General features: G+C 43.4%; 19 protein-coding genes. 9 read left to right on the plus strand and 10 right to left on the minus strand.

Annotated features, from left to right (window positions below; translation table 11 throughout):
* Positions 1 to 162 precede the first annotated feature (162 nt).
* Complete coding sequence (locus VGA95_02740; protein HEX9665451.1) at positions 163 to 417, minus strand: hypothetical protein; 255 nt, start codon at positions 415 to 417, stop codon at positions 163 to 165.
* Between the two features lie 203 nt (positions 418 to 620).
* Here VGA95_02740 and VGA95_02745 point away from each other — a divergent pair, with 203 nt between their 5' ends.
* Positions 621 to 770, plus strand: a complete 150-nt coding sequence (locus VGA95_02745) for a hypothetical protein (GenBank protein ID HEX9665452.1) — start codon at positions 621 to 623, stop codon at positions 768 to 770.
* A gap of 38 nt (positions 771 to 808) precedes the next feature.
* A complete protein-coding gene (locus tag VGA95_02750; protein HEX9665453.1) occupies positions 809 to 2659 on the plus strand; it encodes a potassium transporter Kup in 1851 nt (616 codons plus the stop codon).
* An 11-nt stretch (positions 2660 to 2670) separates the two neighbouring features.
* Here the strand turns inward: VGA95_02750 and VGA95_02755 are convergent, their stop codons facing one another.
* From VGA95_02755 to ccoS, 9 genes are all read right to left on the minus strand, one after another.
* The gene (locus VGA95_02755) at positions 2671 to 3564 is read right to left on the minus strand and encodes a universal stress protein (GenBank protein HEX9665454.1); all 894 of its coding nucleotides are present in this window, start codon (positions 3562 to 3564) and stop codon (positions 2671 to 2673) included.
* 3 nt (positions 3565 to 3567) lie between these two features.
* The gene (locus VGA95_02760) at positions 3568 to 4875 is read right to left on the minus strand and encodes an Nramp family divalent metal transporter (protein HEX9665455.1); all 1308 of its coding nucleotides are present in this window, start codon (positions 4873 to 4875) and stop codon (positions 3568 to 3570) included.
* 194 nt (positions 4876 to 5069) lie between these two features.
* A complete protein-coding gene (gene ftsH / locus VGA95_02765; GenBank protein ID HEX9665456.1) occupies positions 5070 to 7046 on the minus strand; it encodes an ATP-dependent zinc metalloprotease FtsH in 1977 nt (658 codons plus the stop codon).
* A 186-nt stretch (positions 7047 to 7232) separates the two neighbouring features.
* Positions 7233 to 9308 (minus strand): heavy metal translocating P-type ATPase, encoded by a 2076-nt coding sequence (locus VGA95_02770; GenBank protein HEX9665457.1) that lies wholly within the window; start codon positions 9306 to 9308, stop codon positions 7233 to 7235.
* The gene (locus tag VGA95_02775; protein HEX9665458.1) at positions 9309 to 10004 is read right to left on the minus strand and encodes a sulfite exporter TauE/SafE family protein; all 696 of its coding nucleotides are present in this window, start codon (positions 10002 to 10004) and stop codon (positions 9309 to 9311) included. It abuts the gene before it with no gap.
* A gap of 191 nt (positions 10005 to 10195) precedes the next feature.
* Positions 10196 to 10870: a cytochrome c gene (locus VGA95_02780; protein ID HEX9665459.1), complete on the minus strand. Its 675-nt coding sequence runs from the start codon at positions 10868 to 10870 to the stop codon at positions 10196 to 10198.
* Between the two features lie 2 nt (positions 10871 to 10872).
* A complete protein-coding gene (locus tag VGA95_02785; GenBank protein HEX9665460.1) occupies positions 10873 to 11475 on the minus strand; it encodes a cbb3-type cytochrome c oxidase subunit II in 603 nt (200 codons plus the stop codon).
* Positions 11475 to 12914 carry a cbb3-type cytochrome c oxidase subunit I gene (locus tag VGA95_02790; GenBank protein HEX9665461.1) on the minus strand — a complete coding sequence of 480 codons (1440 nt, stop codon included), beginning with the start codon at positions 12912 to 12914 and terminating at the stop codon, positions 11475 to 11477. Before VGA95_02790 ends, VGA95_02785 begins: the two co-directional genes overlap by 1 nt.
* The gene (gene ccoS, locus VGA95_02795) at positions 12911 to 13153 is read right to left on the minus strand and encodes a cbb3-type cytochrome oxidase assembly protein CcoS (protein HEX9665462.1); all 243 of its coding nucleotides are present in this window, start codon (positions 13151 to 13153) and stop codon (positions 12911 to 12913) included. Before ccoS ends, VGA95_02790 begins: the two co-directional genes overlap by 4 nt.
* A gap of 396 nt (positions 13154 to 13549) precedes the next feature.
* On the opposite strand from ccoS, the gene VGA95_02800 reads away from it, so the two are divergent.
* From VGA95_02800 to VGA95_02830, 7 genes are all read left to right on the plus strand, one after another.
* Entirely contained in the window at positions 13550 to 13789 is a 240-nt protein-coding gene (locus VGA95_02800) for a DUF4258 domain-containing protein (GenBank protein HEX9665463.1), read from the plus strand.
* 5 nt (positions 13790 to 13794) lie between these two features.
* Positions 13795 to 14001: a DUF2283 domain-containing protein gene (locus tag VGA95_02805; GenBank protein ID HEX9665464.1), complete on the plus strand. Its 207-nt coding sequence runs from the start codon at positions 13795 to 13797 to the stop codon at positions 13999 to 14001.
* Positions 14002 to 14711: 710 nt separating this feature from the next.
* On the plus strand, positions 14712 to 15032 hold the full coding sequence (locus VGA95_02810) for an antibiotic biosynthesis monooxygenase (protein ID HEX9665465.1): 321 nt from the start codon (positions 14712 to 14714) through the stop codon (positions 15030 to 15032).
* A gap of 305 nt (positions 15033 to 15337) precedes the next feature.
* Positions 15338 to 15559, plus strand: a complete 222-nt coding sequence (locus VGA95_02815) for a DUF433 domain-containing protein (GenBank protein ID HEX9665466.1) — start codon at positions 15338 to 15340, stop codon at positions 15557 to 15559.
* 6 nt (positions 15560 to 15565) lie between these two features.
* Entirely contained in the window at positions 15566 to 15946 is a 381-nt protein-coding gene (locus VGA95_02820) for a DUF5615 family PIN-like protein (GenBank protein ID HEX9665467.1), read from the plus strand.
* A 232-nt stretch (positions 15947 to 16178) separates the two neighbouring features.
* Positions 16179 to 16430 carry a hypothetical protein gene (locus VGA95_02825; GenBank protein HEX9665468.1) on the plus strand — a complete coding sequence of 84 codons (252 nt, stop codon included), beginning with the start codon at positions 16179 to 16181 and terminating at the stop codon, positions 16428 to 16430.
* Positions 16431 to 16511: 81 nt separating this feature from the next.
* Positions 16512 to 17522, plus strand: coding sequence for an IS110 family transposase (locus tag VGA95_02830; GenBank protein HEX9665469.1), 1011 nt, complete (start codon positions 16512 to 16514; stop codon positions 17520 to 17522).
* Positions 17523 to 17915: the final 393 nt, after the last annotated feature.

The raw sequence follows: 17915 nt of genomic DNA on the forward strand, positions 1-17915 counted from the left end.
GAATTTAATTATAAATATAAAACCGTTTTTATCAACAAATCTGTCGATAAACGTGTTGCGGTGATAAGCAAATCAAAATCTCTTAGTGTGAATCGATTGAATTGTCTTCATGGATCATGGGAAAAGTTATGTGTTAAGGTCTTCGGTCATTAAATGTGGAGATTATAGGATTGAAATTTGGTCAAGTCTAAAATACACCTTTGACTGGAGTTGCGTATGATTCACTCGAGCCCTGATAAATCCGCCTGCCCTATGAAAAGCCTTAACCACCGTGTCAGCGCCATGGCCCTGGGCTTCTGGTGCCAGGCTGTATACCAGAATGCCTGAAAGGAGGCCACCCAGTGTAGTTGCAACTGGGATCAACCACAGACCGTGGGGTCCGATCGGCTCCAGGTGCAAACCGCTCTGATTTGGCAATCAAGGGGTTGATATTCGGCAAATTCAGGAGGAATATGTTTTGGGAGATCTTCAGTATATAGACAAATAACCGGGCGCTGAGTGCCCCGACAATTCCTAAAATCAGTTATCGACAAGAAGTCTCCATCTTCTCTCATTCATCAAAATTTTGCCTTGAGGCTCTCTATGTAAATACCTGGTTTCTCGATGGGTGTAGTCTATCCGTGTCTATTATTCCAGGAGATGTCGGGAAGTTAAACCCGATTTTAGATGATAAGCATGGAGGAGAAATAATTTCAAAATTTGCCAATGCAATAGATGTGATATATCCTCTTGGGCTTTGTCTTAAGGAAGTGTTATCGGCGTTAGAATGATACCTAACTCGTCCTCATCAGTCCATAAGGGGAGGAGGATGCCCCCTCTTGTGCTATTTGTTCTGGGTGTTGTTTTTGGGGACATTGGAACGAGTCCCCTATATGCGTTCAGAGAATGTTTTTCGGCCGGTCATGCGATTATGATCTCTCCTGAAAATGTATTTGGCATTCTTTCGCTTATGTTCTGGTCCCTGATAATAATTATTTCTGTCAAGTATGTATTGTTTGTAATGCGCGCAGACTATCATGGGGAAGGGGGCATTTTTGCATTACTCACGCTGGTTCTATCAAAGGGCAGGATAAGGGGTCGACGACTCCGCATCGTTACTGCCATAGGTCTTTTTGGTGCAGCGCTATTCTACGGCGATGGGATGCTGACACCCGCCATATCTGTGCTCAGCGCAATTGAGGGACTTAAGGTCACCACATCAAGTCTAGATCCATTTGTTGTACCTATAACAGTAGGGATTTTAATTGGTCTGTTTCTATTCCAGAGGAGCGGTACGGGACTGGTGGGTAGGGTATTTGGTCCCGTAATGGTTATCTGGTTTTTGACTATTGCTATTCTTGGCGCGCGATGGATAATTGAGGTTCCGGAGGTGCTTAAATCCATAAATCCGGTATACGCATTAAACTTTTTCGTCATCAACAGGGTCGCGGGCTTTTTCGTTCTGGGCGCAGTTTTCCTTGTAGTTACAGGTGGTGAGGCGCTCTACGCCGATATGGGACACTTTGGGAAAATACCAATACGCATTGCATGGTTTACAATAGTTCTACCAGGGTTACTCCTCAATTACTTTGGCCAGGGTGCACTTTTGATCGAGAATCCGCATTCAGTGATAAATCCATTTTACTTGCTTTCCCCTTCATGGGGACATTATCCTCTTATCGCATTATCCACGGCTGCTACGATTATCGCTTCACAGGCGGTTATTTCGGGCGCTTTTTCATTGACTAGTCAAGCTTTGCAGCTTGGGTATATACCACGCCTGGTTGTGAGTCATACTTCTCACCACGAAATCGGCCAGGTTTACGTGCCCGTAGTTAACTGGATTCTTTTTATTGGCACAGTTGGTATAGTGGTAGGCTTCGGTTCTTCAGCAAACCTTGCCGGAGCTTACGGACTCGCAGTTGCCCTATTAATGGTTGTGACTACGGCTTTGATGTTTATCTGTGCAAGATCGCTTTGGGGATGGTCGCTTCTTTTCGCGGGGTTTGCCGCTACGCTCTTACTTTTTATTGAAATCTTTTTTTTGGGTTCTAATTTAGCAAAATTCAAGCAAGGCGCATGGTTTCCTCTTCTGGTTACGACTATTGTGTATGTAGTATTCATAACGTGGAAACAGGGGCGGACAATATTGCGAGATCGTATCAAAGTTGAGCGCTTACCCATGAAGAATCTTATTGACGACCTGGAGAAAAATCCACCGTTAAGGGTAAAAGGTGTAGCTGTATTTATGTCCAGTAACCCTTCAGGGGTACCCCGCACCTTGCTTCATAACCTGAAGCATAACAGGGTACTTCATGAGCATGTGATTATATTAACGGTCTTAAATGATGAGATCCCGAGAGTACCTGCTCATGAGAGGCTTGAGGTGCAGGAAATTGCGCAAAACTTTTTTAGGATAATCGCACATTATGGCTTTATGGAAACTCCGGATGTGCCCGATATCCTTCATCTTGCCAGGAAGCATGGATTGGAGTACAGCATTCACGAAACTACTTTCTTTCTTGGTCGAGAAACATTGGTTTTGGGACGATCACGAAAGTTGTCCAATCTGCAAAAAAGGCTTTTTATGTTCTTGTCACGAAACGCCCAGGATGCCACCTTACATTATGGCATTCCTACAAACAGGGCAATCGAAATCGGTATACAGGTTGAAATATGATTGTGTTCTTTTCAAATTGGAACCAGCAACAAGGGGATATTTGTCCTACTGAAGACTCTGGGTGTTACACTACCTGACCAGAATGCGTCAGCACCAGCTTTTCCATGTGTACCCATGACAATGAGATCAGCCTTTATTTCCAATGCCGTTTTTGCAATTATGTCTGACGGTTCTCCACGTGCTACCTCTCCGGATACAAGAACGCCCTCTGAGCTGATTTCAGACGTAAGTCCTTTAAGGTAGTTAAGTGCCCTCTCTTCTTCGAGTTCCAGCATCTCGGCTGTAGCAACAGGTGCCAGGCGGCTTTCGGTCGCCCTAGGGCCAGAGAGTGTCGCAAGTGTTTGTATAACAACGATAAAATACAATGGACAACCTAAGACCCTCGCCAGATCCTTTGCGGTTCTTATACCCTTTTCGTGTTCTTCTGATATATCGAGTGGTACCAATATTTGACTGCAGGAGAATGGTTTGTCATTTAAAAACGCATCAGGATGTATCACCAAGACTGGTATATTTCCGATATTAATTGTCTGCTGTGCAATTGTTCCAAATAATAGTTGTTGGAGTCTTATTCGTCCGTGAGTGCACATTACAATCAGATCGCAATCAAGTTCCTTGGCGTGGTCCGCTAAGCTTTGGGCAACATGACCGACTTCCGTTGTATGGACGTGATAATCTACATTTAAGCTATCCGGGAAATAAATTTTTACCCTTTCAAGATAGGTCAACGCTTCTTCAGGAAACCTGATGTGGCGGTCGCTATGAATCTTTGTGGGAGCATGGCGTTCAATAATATGTATTAGAGTTATCTCCGACTTACAGTTCTGCGATAAATATAAAGCTATAGGCATTACTGATTCTGCCATTTTGGATCCGTCCAGTGGTATCAATATATGTTTAAACATATCCTAGCTCCTAAAAAAGGTTTGAAATAAGAGAAACATGTTGAGTCCGATGATAAGTAGGGCAATTATGGTCGCGACAATGGTAGTAATCCTATGATTCACCAAAACACCCATAACATCACTACGGCATGTGAACAGGACCAAGGGCACTAGTGCAAAGGGTATTCCAAAACAGAGGACGACCTGGCTTATGACCAGAGTCCTTGTCGGATCAAGGCCCCAGGCGATTACCACTAGGGATGGTAGCATTGTCACCAGCCTTCTTACCCAAACTGGGATCTGTCGGTGTAAGAACCCCTGCATGATTACCTGTCCTGCATTGGTTCCAACCGTAGAAGAAGATAATCCTGAGGCGAGTAGGGAGATAGCGAAAACCCAGCTTGAGGCCTTCCCTAATAGGGGGGCCAGGGTGAGGTGTGCCTCTTCAATGGTACCGACAGTAGTCAAACCGTGCTTGTAAAAGGTCGCTGCTGCCATTATGAGCATTGCGGCATTCACCATTCCTGCTATGCCCATGGCGATTGTGACGTCGGCAACTTGAAAACGGAATAATCTGCGCAATCGTATACGATCCTTTACTATGATTCGTCCCTGCGTTAGGGCAGAGTGCAAAAAGATCACGTGTGGCATTACTGTGGCTCCTAAGATTCCAGTTGCAAGTAAGACGCTTTCAGGTCCTGAGAATCTAGGTACTACAGCGTTGAAAGCTACTTGTCCCCAATCTGGACGATCCAAGATAGTCTCAATTAGGTAACATCCAGCGATTATGCCAACCATAGTAGTTATGACGGCTTCCAAAGGCCTAAATCCGTAGCGTTCTAGGCTTAAAATCAGAAACGTAGATATGGCGGTCAATATTCCGCCCATCCATAGAGGAATGCCGAGTAGGAGATTAAAGCCAAGTGCAGCGCCAAGAAACTCAGCCAAATCAGTTGCCATGGCGACGACCTCCATCAATACCCACATGGAATAGACAATTGGGCGAGGGAATCGGATTCTGCAGTGCTCAGCCAGATTGTATCCTGTTGCGATTCCGAGCTTGGCTGACAGTGTCTGAATGAGCATCGCCATGAGGTTGCTGGCAACGATGACCCAGAGAAGTTTATAACCAAACATTGATCCTCCCTGGATATTCGTTGCAAAGTTTCCCGGATCTACATAGGCGACACTTGCAATAAAAGCCGGACCAAGAAATGGAAACAGTCTTGCTAACATTCCCTTACTTTTACGTCCTGATAGAACTTCCCTGGCTGCTTTGACGGTTCTTATATCGCCTGATTTGATGCTCTTATATTTTGCTGTGTCGTTCATAAATACATCGAATGAGATAAACGAAGAGAGTGTCGTGGTAAAAGAGTCTTATGTCAAAGAATTACGATTCAGATTCAATTAAAGACAAATTTGTAGAGAAAAATTGATATGTAGAATTAACGAAACATAGATAAGCACGGTTCGGGAGAGTACTGAAGCCCATAATCATACCGTTTCGAAAAATTTCTCAGCAATTATCGGTAAGTTTCTTTAGCCAGATCAAGAATATTTGCGCTGTCTTCGGGGCGAGATCCCAGGATATCCTTTAAATCAGGCTGTTCGATTGTTTCATTCTCCAGCAGGGCATGAGCAAGAGTGTGAAGTTTTTCGGCTTTAGCGGTCAAGAGTTCTCTCACATTTTCATGCGATTCGTCCAATAATCTTTTAATCTCCTGATCTATCAACGCTGCTGTAGCTTCGCTGTAATCCCGACCCCTTGATAGTTCGTAGCCTAAGAACGGTTGGTCCTCATCAGCTTTGAATGCCAAGAGTCCAAGGTTGCTCATACCCCAGCGAGTCACCATTCGTCTTGCTAACCTAGTGGCTTCTACCAGGTCATTTTCTGCTCCTGTAGAGACTTCCCCAATGGCAATCTCCTCAGCGGTGCGTCCGCCGAGCAAGACTAAAATTCGACTTATGAGATAGGCACGACTGTAGTTGTATTGATCTTCCAAAGGCAGTTGCTTGGTTGCTCCGAGTGCAAGTCCATGCGGAATTATGGTGACCTTGTGGACTGGGTCAGCATTTGGAGTAAACCACGCGACTAAGGCATGTCCGGCTTCATGAAATGCAATTACTCGACGAACCGTTTGATCAAGAATAACCTGGCGCTTTTCGCCGAGCGATATTTTGTCGAGCGCTTCTTCAAAGTCATCCATTGTGACTTCTTTCCGATCATTTTTGGCGGCTAATATTGCTGCTTCATTGCAAAGATTAGACAAGTCTGCTCCACTCATGCCAGTTGTTATACGGGCGAGTAGTTTAAGATCCACATTATCGGAGAGAGTCAATGGCTTTGAATGAATTTTTAGAATTCCCTCTCTCCCCTCACGATCGGGGAGACCTATAACAATCTGACGATCGAAACGTCCCGGCCTGAGTAAAGCGGGGTCCAGAACATCAGGACGGTTTGTCGCGGCCATAACTATAACTTCTTGCTTTTCATCAAAACCATCCATCTCGACCAGTAATTGGTTTAGGGTCTGTTCTCTTTCATCATTTACAGTTCCCATCCCCGCACCCCTTCTCCGAGCTACCGCATCGAGTTCGTCAATGAAGATGATAGATGGTGCCGCCTCTTTCGCCTGATTAAAAAGATCGCGTACACGGCTTGCTCCCACCCCAACAAACATTTCAACGAACTCTGACGCACTTATATTAAAGAATGGCACTTTTGCCTCACCGGCCACAGCCCTCGCCATTAAGGTTTTCCCTGTACCCGGTCGCCCGAGTAGCAGTACTCCGCGAGGAATTCTGGCTCCCAGCTTATGGTATTTTTCGGGTCTGCTGAGAAAATCCACTTCCTGCTGCAATTGTGCCTTAGCTTCGTTAGCACCCGCCACATCTTCAAATGTTACTGAAGGTCGATTGGCTGTGTAACGACGGGCTTGGCTTCGTCCGAATCTAAATATACTAGATTGATTTCTGACGGCTTGTCTACCCATCCATATGAAAAATACAATAAGAAGCAGGAAAGGAAGAACACTTATTATTATTTCGGTAAACCGGGTATGAGCACGAGTTACCACATCTACCTCTACATTATGCTTCTCGAGAAGAGGCAATAAATTCGGGTCACCGACATCCTGAGGAAAAATCGTTATAAACTTGGAATAGGTTTCGGTTGTAGTTGGTTTAATTTTTTCTTCGGGCGGTTCTGCGGATTTTTCAGAAGTAGATCTTTGGGTGACCGGTGCATTGGTAGCCCATTCGAAGGGTTTAACAAACTCGCCGGTGATTTTGTCACCATCGATCTGAATCCTTGACACATTATCTTCTTTAATCTGTTCTAAGAAGGTCGAATAGGGTATGTTAGCCTCACGATTAACCTTTGGGAGGAATGTCATCAAGTTCCAAATAATAAGCCCTATTAAGATTAGCCACCAGATATAATTAATCTTTTTGAATGGACTTTTTGACTCTTGCTTTTGCTCTTGTTGATCTGTGCTCAATTTACGTCCTTTATACTAAAATAATAATGTCACAAGATGCTTTTGCAACCTCTTACTCGAGTCTGATGAAGCGATCATAATCGTTACTGCTACGCTCACTAACCTGATCTCTGGTGGAAGAGATCCTTCGATTAAAGTATTTTGCTAACACAAGGTCGGTTTTAAAACCTACTTGAATTTCCGTTATCAAATAATCTTCATTTTCTGGATCCTAAGGGAGTTTCCCAAAACAAAGAGGCTGCTTATAATCATTATGAGAGCCGCAACTAAGGGCTTGAGGATTCCGGTTACAGCAAGGCCTATACCGACCACATTGTAACAAAAAGCCCAAGTGAGATTTTCCCTTATTTTCTTGATTGTTTTCTTAGCAAGTCTCAGAGACCATGGGATTTTTTTTAAATCATTTCCAAGCAAACTCATATCCGCAGACTCTCGTGTTATGTCCGTACTGCACCCGATGGCGATTCCTATATCTGCAGCCATGAGTGCGGGTGCGTCGTTTATTCCATCTCCCACCATAGCACACAGTCCCTTTTTATAAGATTCAATCTCCCTTATCTTGTCTTCGGGTAATAGATCGCTTTTTGTTTTTACACCTATTGATGAGGTGATAGCTTCTGAAGCATCTTGATTATCCCCTGTTATCATAATTACATCGATTTCTTGATCCTTCAGATCCGACATTGCATCGATAACGCCTTCTCTCAATTCCTCAGAGAATCGTATGAGCCCTTTCATTTCTTTGTCCCAGCCAAAAAATACAATTGATTTCCCCTGTGATTCAGGCCTTTTTTTTTGATCGAGAATGGCGGTGTTAAGCATAAGTCCCATTTTAATCATGAATTTTTCGCTGCCTGTGTATAACGTCCGACCATTTACTTTCCCCTGAGCCCCCAAGCCGGGGTATGCTTTGAAATCGGAGACCGGTGGGATCGAACAGCCATTTTCTGAGGCAAACCTGACAAAGCTTTTTCCTAGAGGGTGCTCGGATGAGGATTCCACTGAAGCGATGATCGGTATGACTTCTGATTCCCTTAATCCTGAATCTGGATCTATAAAAATAGAAGAAACGTTCAGGCTACCCTTTGTGATGGTTCCAGTCTTATCGAAAAAGATTCCCTTTATATGTGAGAGTTTTTCCACAGTCTCTCCTGTTCTTACAACTACCCCTTGCTTTGCCAATCTTCCAATCGCAACCCAAATTGCCATCGGGGTTGCAATTCCAAGTGCGCATGGACAGGAAATAAGTAAAACCGATAGCGAATTCATGATGGCCGAGTCAATTCCGGATTCATGAAACCAGAATAAGAAAGTCAGGGCTGAGGTTATTATTGCAAGGGGTATAAATATCGAAGAGATCCTGTCTGCCAATCTCTCCATTGGCGCCCTGACTTTTCTCGCCTCCTCAAGCAATGCTACAAATCGCGAAAAAAACATCTCCTCCCCTACGTTAGTGACCCTGAATATCAACATTCCATCTAGATTCGTAGAACCCGAAAACACCTTGCTTCCCTTTTCTTTGAAAACGGGTTTTGATTCCCCTGTGAGCATCGATTCGTCTACACTGCTTTGTCCCTCTATGACTTCACCATCCACGGGGAAGGTTTCGCCCGGGATCACCCTGATAATATCTTCCTCCCGTAAGGATTCGATTGAAACCCTTTCGTCTTTACCGTTTCTTATTATAATTGCTTCTTTAGGACTGAGTTCCAGAAGACCTTTTATCGCGTTCGAAGCCTGTGCTTTTGCGTTAGCTTCGAGCAACCTTCCGAGAGTTACAAGGACAAGTATCATTGATGCAGTGTCGAAGTAAACCATGTTCTTCCCTTTCAGTGTTGAATAAACAGAAAGTATAAAGGCTGAAAACGTGCCTATGACAATCAGTACGTCCATGTTAAGTGTCAAACTTGAAATCCATCTCAGGGAATTTTTGAGAATAGGTAAGCCAAGTAAAAGCATTACTGGTATTGCGAGGACCATTTCGATATAGTTAATTACGGTGGCGGTATTGCCCTCGAATGGATAAATGTAATCTGTAAAGCTCAGTATCATGATATTCATGGCAAAGAAGGCGCTGATTCCCAGCCTTAAGAGAATCCATAGCGCCTGTCCTTCCTCACCCTTTTCTCCCGTTATTCCGTTTGTGAGGAGGCATCCATAGCAACAAAACGATACCTTTTTTCCTGAGACTTCATGTGAGATAGGTTTATTGGGAAGGGGGAGTCCGCATTGGTAACAAGATTCTGAGATGTTATACATCATTCAATGAAGAAATGGCCCACTATGACCGAATTCGGATATATAGGGTAGAATTCCGCGTGCGAGCGTTATTAAACCGAATATCACAACCAGGTATCCGGGGACGCGGCTGAGCCTTGCTTTAAATTTTGGTGTAATGAACTCGCCCACACCACCTAAAAAGAACATTGTAGGAATAGTTCCCAAACCAAAAGAGAGCATGACAAGGGCTCCTTTTATTGGGGAGCCTGATGCGGTGGCTGCGAGAAGAAAGCCGTAAACGAGAGGGCAGGGAAGAAACCCGTTAAAGATTCCAAGATAAAATGAGCCTGAAATTTCTCCATGGTTCAAAAAGGTTGCCATAATTTTTTTCAGTAAATTATAAAAGGGTGCGAATCCCGGGATATTTTTCTCTCCTATTAAGCCTGTTATCTGAAGTCCTAGATAGATCATAAAAATTCCTGCCAGAGAAGAAAGGATCACTTGGCCACTTACAAAAGCTCCTAGCTTTTCAATCCTAAGGCCCAGATAGCCTGCTAGCACACCCAAAAAGGTGTATGTAAAGATCCTGCCAATATTGTAGAGTAAGTGGCTAGACACCTTTCCAATGCGGCATTTCTTGGGTACAGAGGATATAGCTATCGGGAAACCTCCGCACATGCCCAGGCAGTGCATCGAACCCAATACGCCGGCTGTAAAAATCAAAAAATATTCAATCATAATATTCAAAATATTCAAACGAAATGAGAATTAGGACTGTCATTGCGAGAGATAAAGTCTCGAAGCAATCTCAAAAGGATGTGATCGCATTGCTAGAGCCTGTACTGAGACTATCGAAGTACTCACGATGACCCTCCTCTTTTTATTCATTAACGGTTATTACAATTCATAATTCATAAAATTTCATAACACTACTCCTTTCTAGGTAAGTCTTTCAACTCATCCGAGGTCCAGGCAGAGGTGCGATTTAAATTTTCACTTCTTACCTGTTCTACCATAACAGGTATTATTTCTACTGCTTCATTACCCCAACTGCTTCTGGCGTAAGTTAAAACTGCTGCGACCTCCTGATTTGAAAGTCTAGACCCCCATTCAGGCATAACGTTATTAAAAGTAGTTCCTTTAACATCAATAGCACCACTGAGGCCGTGTAGAACTATTCGTATCGGAGTCTCAGGGTCTTTCAGCAGCCAGTCCGAACCCGCAAGCGGTGGAAATGCGCCCGGGACGCCCTGACCATTTTGCTGATGACATGCAGCACATACATTTGTAAACACCTCTTTCCCATCAACTTCGGGTTCCTGTTCTGGTTGTCTTGGAGCAATTGCGGAGATTTCTCTATCCTCTGCTTCTCTTTCTAAAACATGTACATAAGGACCGAAGATTCCGCCATATCGTCCCAGGTAAAAACCGGCCCAAAAGATCAGAAGTACTGAGACAGCCCAGAGCCACCATGGTGGTCGTTCAAGACCCTCTTCGGGTTCAGGCTGCTCACGGAACGCTTGTCTGTGAATGCCGAAAAGGTCATATTCTTCTTTTTCAGGACGGAAACGCCATTCAGAGCCTTCCTTTTTTTTATCATTCATGATTATTCTTTTTCTGTAATGCTATAAGTATGATTAAGGCTTAAAAGATAAGCCACCAGATCCAGTGCATCATCAGTCGCAATAATAACCTTTCCATTTGGTCTATACTCTACGGGAACAGGGACAATCCTTTTTCCCTGTGCTTTAAAAACCTGTTCTGAATATTCCTCTTCTTCCTCAAAAAGCCATGGATAAGGGGGCATTATAGAACCTGGAGATGTAGCTCTTGGGTTATACAGATGAATCAGGTGCCAGTCTTCACTGGGTTGACGCGCTCCTATGTTAAAAAGGTCAGGTCCGGTGCGCATTGTGCCAAGAAGTTGCGGTTTGTCATATACATAGTCTCCCGGGACAGATGGCCTCCCCCAGTTACGTTTCTGGTCCGCTCCAAAGCCTAATGGGCGTGTTTGCTGACTATGACAATATAGGCATCCATTTCTCATATAAATCTCTCTCCCGCGAAGCTGTTCTTCAGTATACGGTTTTAATTCCGGAGGCGGTTTTATTTCGCTTATTTGAATTCCTGGAATAAACGTAAGCGCTGCCCAGCCAAGAAAGAGTGTGGCCAGAACCCCTAAGAAGAAGATAGAAGCCCTTATGTACATCATTTGGTAGCTGCCTCCAATTCATCACGCCACGGAGGTGTCAGTCTGACCGCGCCTTTTCTGAGAATCATGAGGGAGAAAAGGAATATGAATAACAATTGTCCAACAAGTATGAGTGCGCCGCCGATTGATCTGGCCGCCAGATATGGTTTGGTAACCTCGACTGATTCAATAAAAGGTCTAGATGCGTCATTCATATATAAGCCCTGAAAAACCCCACCCACATTCATAGATAAGACATATAATATTATCCCTATGGCTACCAGCCAGAAATGAAATTTGATAAGAACCGGATAGGGCCACTCCCACTTTACGAGCCTTGGCATTATGTAATAGATAGCTCCAAAGAGAATCATCGTGAGGAATGCGTATAAACCAAGGTGCGCATGACCGACAGTGTAATGGGTGAAGTGAGTTATTTCGCTTTGGGAGCGTATCGCTTCGAAAGAGCCCTGAAAGCTCACCGCAGTGTAGCTCATCGCTCCGAAGACCACAAAGCGAAGGGTTGGACTGTATTTAAGCTTGTCAAAATGACCCACAGTCGTCAGATGATGGTTGATCGCCACCGTTATTACGGGAATGAACATAAGGACGCTTGCAACGATAGACACACTTATAAGCCACGTCGGAAGAGGCCCGCCGACGAGATGATGGATACCATTCCAATTGTAAAAAAGCGCAAATGACCAGAAGCCAAGAAGTGATAGATAATAACTGTGTATGGGACGTCCGATTACTTTGGGTATAAAGTAATAAGCGGCGGCCAGACCCGCGGGGGTAGCCCACACTGTTAATAGATTATGCGCATACCACCAGTTGACAGCTGCCTGCGTTACGCCGGAATAAATGTGGAGATTGGCAATGACATAAAGAATGGGGAACCATACTACAGATGCAAGAATATACCATAGAGATACGTATATGTGCGTTACCCTGCGTGAATGAAAGGTTCGAAGTATAGAGAACGATAAACAGATGGCGGCTACTGCGATTACAGAGACCGCTGCAGGAGGGAACTCCAGCCACTCCTGTCCCTGACTCCCGCCGTTTAGGATCGCGATTATTCCGTACAATACTCCAATATTCCAAAGAATGGCTGAAATATATAATAGTCTTCGCCAATGGATTTCGGTATTGCATAACCTGGCGGTTAGCCAAATGTAGCAAGCTGCTATTGCCATAGAGGACCAGCCATAAACAACGGCATTTAGGTGAGCAGGGCGAATTCTCCCGAACGTCAAGGCTGGTATGGATCCTAGCCAGTCAGGAAAGCTGAATTTTAATGCCGCGGTTAACCCAAGGATTGTTCCGACGAAAAGCCATAATATAGACGACGAAAAGAATAAGAGGACAGGAGCCGACACGGATTCATCGCTTGTTACACGTGAGGAGAGTTCAGGAGATTCTTCTACCTTCGAGATGTCACTGTCTGGACTCATCCTTCTTGCTCTCCGCCTTTATGATTTCTTTCAGGAATTCCAAAGACATTATCGGTCATCTTTCCAATGGGCTCGTCTTCATCAAATATTACGTAGGCTCCGGCATTCAGGTCTTTGAATTGCTTATTTCGCACGGCCCAGAAAAATGCGCCAATCGCCAGAGATCCGCCCAGGAGGACGAGGAAGATTAGAATGAGAGCGGCAAGGGGTAGATTCATGAATCTTAATTTATTATACACTTTGAAATGCTCTTGATAAAAACCTCGACAGGGTAAGTGTGAACGGGTTTATCTATTGAGTTGCAATCGATAGACGGGGTTTTCTAACCCCGCTTCAAGCCTGATGCTCGCTTTTGTCATCCTCGAATGTGGTAATCGGGGATCCACACTAGCTGTTATGGCGAAGTGTAATGCCCTTTGGCGATCTCCATTATAAATTCATCAGAAAATCGGAGAAGAAGCTAGGTTGGAGATTACAAGGTATGTCTATGAGAGGGTATAATAGAAATAGATTAGTTATTAAAAAGGGTTGAGTCAACCTTTTCTTCGAGTTCTCATGACCCAGTAAAACGAAACGAGGTTTACTGGTTTGTATGTGAACTGGTTAGGGATTGGGGGTAAGAAAGCGAGAAGTGTTTGATAAAGATATCGAGACATGCCAGAAACAACATGAGATTCTATGAAATATCTAAACAAGATATTCAAAAGACGGTAGAATTACCTGATATCGTAGATAAAGAAGGAGAAAAGATGATAGCTATCAAAAATTTTCAGGATAGATTCTCGGGTTTTCCACTCAAGGTGGTATGTGAAAAAATTGAAGAAGAATTATTCGTTATTACAGCCTATCCACTAAAAAAGAAAATGTGGAGGTAAAACTTATGAAAGTAAGATACGACAAGGAATCCGACGCGGCCTATATCCAGATGTCATCCAAAAAGCCTGAAGGTGCAATTGAGATGGCTGAAGGTGTCATTCTTCATACAACATCAAAAAATGAGATTGTTGCTATAGAGATACTTGAGGCTGCTAAAAAGATTCCGATAAGGACACTGTTCAAACTTGAACTGACCACTTCAGGCATTTAATCATTAAGCCACGATTCTTAAACAAATCAAAGACAACGACTACGTAACGCCAGATGTCTGATTTAATCAAACGCGTTCTAGTGAAGATATCCATGATTAACCCTCAATACCCTTAGACGAGCGTCACCTGAATCCGTCCCAATACCAGATAAGCAACCCCTTTTTCGTCTTTCCCGAAATTTGTTATCGGGAATCCATGAATAATAAGGTTTACTTTTCCTTTTCTGCTCCTTCTAATCCGTTCACACTGAGCCTGGTCGAAGTGCCTGTACTAATTCAATCGAAGAGCCAGCAGTGAATAGAGATGTAGCGGAGGACTTTAGTCCTCCACTTATCTTCTAATTGATGATGAAATAAAGAAAGAGGACAAGGAAGAGGGATTTCTTGATGAGAAAAGTAGCTATGCTGGTTTAGAAAATAGTGGGGAAGGCGAAAAATAGGATAAAGGCGTCTATATAACAAAAAATGTCTGTTGTACCTATTTATTTGTGAAGCTGGGATCCCTTGTAGTATTGTTCTGAATCATGGATCGTGCATCCTGAATCCTGCATCGTATCACCATTTGTCAATTGTGAGAATAGGACCATTGTGATTTTTTCTAAATGATAGCCCCAAACTAGAAGGGGAGTGCGTTCCCTTTTTCAAATAAAAGATATTCTCTTCCTATGATATAATAAATTCTCCTAATCCCATTCAATAAGGAGAAAATCATGTTCGTTACTATGAATCGAATTTTCGTAAGCCCGGAATATGCTTCTAAATTTGAGGAACGCTTCCGAAATCGGATTCATGCAGTAGACGAGATGCGGGGTTTTATACGTAATCTAGTATTACGACCTCAAGAACCTGAACAACCCTATGTAGTCATGACGTTTTGGCAATCAGAGGAGGATTTTAGAAATTGGGTTAATTCGGATGCTTTCAAACAGGGTCATGCTAAAAGTGGTACGCTCTCTAAAGAGGTATTTAGCAAGCCGAGCCATTTGGAAACATTTGAGACGTTTCTTGATACTAAAGCTTCCAGTGAGTAATAATTTAAAGGGGCATAATAAAACGACAAACGCAATAGAGCCCCTAAACCGGTATGGGGTTAAGGTCTGCCCCTAGAATTACACTATATACCACTAGATGTGTTATTTAAAATTATAATCATATGTTTGGGTAGGCTAAAAATTATAGAGTTAATTGAAAGTAATCCTAAATAGATAATGTATTTAATGACAATCTTCCAAGTACTTTCGTGATTGATTGATGCAATGCTTTTAGCAATGCCCAGATAACAATTGGTATGCTGGATTTGATTAATTTTGTTTGGATATAGAGGAGGTGAATTGATATGGCTACATTTGATAGAATTACTTTTGATCCAAAGACAATGGGTGGTCGTGCGTGCATTCGTGGCATGCGTATACCCGTCTCTATAATCATAGGCCAGATCGCGCACGGCGCCACTGTTGAAGAGATCCTTACTGATTATCCAGACCTTGAGCCGGAAGATATCAAGCAAGCTCTGGAATATGCCGCATGGCTGACACAGGAAGAGGTCAGCACTACTTAATATAAAATGAGATTCCTTGCTGATATGGGCGTTGCGCAAAGCATAGTAGGCTGGCTTAGGAATGAGGGTCATGACGCTGTTCATTTACGGGAAGAAAAACTCCACCGCCTATCTAATGGCGCAATCTTTGAGAAGGCGTATGCAGAAAGCAGAGTTATCCTGACTTTTGATCTTGATTTTGGGGAGATCATTGCACTTTCTGGTGGAAAGCCGGTAAGTGTCATTCTTTTCAGGCTACATAATACAAGGGCAGCCCATGTAATGGAGAGATTAAAAAAGGTTTTGAAAGACTCAGGGGATGATCTGGAGAAGGGAGCCATAGTTGTTGTAGAAGAGTCCCGCCATCGTACCAGGCGTTTACCAATTGGTACAAAAGGAGCAGAGTGACGGTATCTTGATACAAAGTAACAACACCAAGAAAAAAGTCCGGGAAAGACTATCTTGTGAACGCCTCTATTGGGAAGCCACCCCATGATCCTGAATCCTGTCACGGGCGCTTCAATACCCCACCCGTTCACCCTGTCCTGAGTTGAATCAAACGGCCCGGTCGAATGGCCTGCACTGACTAAAATCGACCTGTTGGCTGGGTCGAACAGATCTCAAGAGTTGCTCCCGAGGATTGTTATCGGGAATCCACAGACGTGTCATTGCGAGTGGCAAGGCCACGAAGCAATCTCCTCCTTATCATCTTCGCAAAAAGCGAAGCCCTGTGGCAATCTCCTTTTTATTTCTTCAAGAATTAGGATACTCAAACGGTAAGAAAGAAAAGGACAAGAATCCGGAAGTTCATGATGAGGGAGATAGGAAAAACCTTCAAAAAATAGCAGGGAAGAAGAAGAAAAAGAAAAATAACTCATTGATTCATGCCTGATAATCATCTAGCCAGCCCCTCGAATAACCCACCATTGGTGGGTTATTCTTAATGAATCTTAGTCAACAAGGAGGGGCTGTAATGATGCTATATTGTGCAATAGATTTACATTCGGACAATAACGTTTTAGTTATCATCAATAGTAATGATAACATATTGTTTCAAAGACGCCTGCCCAATGATCTGGGGGTAGTGCTAAGTGTACTGGAACCTTATAAACACAGACTTGTGGGAGTTGCCGTTGAATCCACGTTCAACTGGTATTGGTTGGTAGATGGTTTAAGTGAAGCTGGTTATACCACCACTCTGGTGAACACAGCTAAGGTTAAGCAGTACGAGGGATTAAAACACACTGAGGATAAGTATGACGCCTTTTGGTTGGCACATCTGATGCGATTAGGGATATTGCCTAAGGGATACATCTATCCTAGAAAAGAAAGAGCTGTGAGAGACCTACTGCGTAAGAGGGGCCAACTGGTTAATCATAGAACCATCCATGTACTTAGCATACAGAATCAATACTGGAGGAATACGGCGATTAAATTAAAAGCGGATTACATCAAGCGAAGGAGTGATTATTTAGAGGACCTTGAGGATGAGAACATTCAATTGGCACTCTCTAGCAACTATGAGGTTATGCGAGCATCGCACAAGCAAATAGGAAAGATTGAGAAACGAGTTAAGCAACAGATGAAATTAAGGCCTGAATATGAGCTGCTTCTTGGGGTGGATGGAATTGGATATATACTTGCTCTAACGATTATGTTAGAGACTGGAGATATAAGTAGGTTCAAGAAGGTAGGAAACTACGCCTCATACTGCCGCTGTGTGGAGAGTAAACACACTAGTAATAATAAGAAGAAGGGTAAAGGGAATGAAAAGAATGGCAATAAGTACCTGGCTTGGGCTTTTGTTGAGGCAGCTAATTTTGCAACGCGATATAGTGAGAAGGCAAGGCGGTTTCATCAACGAAAGATGGCAAAGACAAATAACGTAGTTGCAACAAAAGCGTTGGCTCACAAACTGGCAAGGGCATGTTATTACATAATAAGAGACCAGGTGCCTTATGATGAGGATAAATTATTTGGATAAGGAGTTTGAATGAAACGGTGAACCGGTTCTGGGGTTGGTTAAAAACCACAATGCCTGATTGGAAGCCGTTTCATTCGCAATAATATGATGCTGGTTATTAGTCTGATGCGCCTAAGCCATGAGCCAAAAAGGGGTTGGAAACCACAGAGATGGTAAGCCACAGGTCTGTTATAAACAAAGTGGACATGGTTTGGTACCGAAGATTTTTTGGGGCTTCTAATGAAGCCAGGGACGATTGATCGTCTTGATCCCGATGGGTGACTGGTGCGGATCAGCTTAAGCTGATACTAATCCTTAAAGACAAAAATAACGGGTGCGTGTTGGATAAACTAGTAAGAGACTTATGATATGAAAAAAATTAAATGCAAAGAATTTCTTTACCCTATTGACAGG

The organism is Thermodesulfobacteriota bacterium, assembly GCA_036397855.1.
In the GTDB taxonomy this organism is placed as follows: Bacteria; Desulfobacterota_D; UBA1144; order Nemesobacterales; family CSP1-2; genus DASWID01.

What these genes read in the sequence shown, in the direction of transcription:
- VGA95_02750 (HEX9665453.1), top strand. Translation starts at nt 809, where the DNA reads ATGCCCCCTCTTGTGCTATTTGTTCTGGGTGTTGTTTTTGGGGACATT.
- VGA95_02755 (HEX9665454.1), bottom strand. Translation starts at nt 3,564, where the DNA reads ATGTTTAAACATATATTGATACCACTGGACGGATCCAAAATGGCAGAA.
- VGA95_02760 (HEX9665455.1), bottom strand. Translation starts at nt 4,875, where the DNA reads ATGAACGACACAGCAAAATATAAGAGCATCAAATCAGGCGATATAAGA.
- VGA95_02770 (HEX9665457.1), bottom strand. Translation starts at nt 9,308, where the DNA reads ATGATGTATAACATCTCAGAATCTTGTTACCAATGCGGACTCCCCCTT.
- VGA95_02775 (HEX9665458.1), bottom strand. Translation starts at nt 10,004, where the DNA reads ATGATTGAATATTTTTTGATTTTTACAGCCGGCGTATTGGGTTCGATG.
- VGA95_02780 (HEX9665459.1), bottom strand. Translation starts at nt 10,870, where the DNA reads ATGAATGATAAAAAAAAGGAAGGCTCTGAATGGCGTTTCCGTCCTGAA.
- VGA95_02785 (HEX9665460.1), bottom strand. Translation starts at nt 11,475, where the DNA reads ATGTACATAAGGGCTTCTATCTTCTTCTTAGGGGTTCTGGCCACACTC.
- VGA95_02790 (HEX9665461.1), bottom strand. Translation starts at nt 12,914, where the DNA reads ATGAGTCCAGACAGTGACATCTCGAAGGTAGAAGAATCTCCTGAACTC.
- VGA95_02805 (HEX9665464.1), top strand. Translation starts at nt 13,795, where the DNA reads ATGAAAGTAAGATACGACAAGGAATCCGACGCGGCCTATATCCAGATG.
- VGA95_02810 (HEX9665465.1), top strand. Translation starts at nt 14,712, where the DNA reads ATGTTCGTTACTATGAATCGAATTTTCGTAAGCCCGGAATATGCTTCT.
- VGA95_02815 (HEX9665466.1), top strand. Translation starts at nt 15,338, where the DNA reads ATGGCTACATTTGATAGAATTACTTTTGATCCAAAGACAATGGGTGGT.
- VGA95_02820 (HEX9665467.1), top strand. Translation starts at nt 15,566, where the DNA reads ATGAGATTCCTTGCTGATATGGGCGTTGCGCAAAGCATAGTAGGCTGG.
- VGA95_02830 (HEX9665469.1), top strand. Translation starts at nt 16,512, where the DNA reads ATGATGCTATATTGTGCAATAGATTTACATTCGGACAATAACGTTTTA.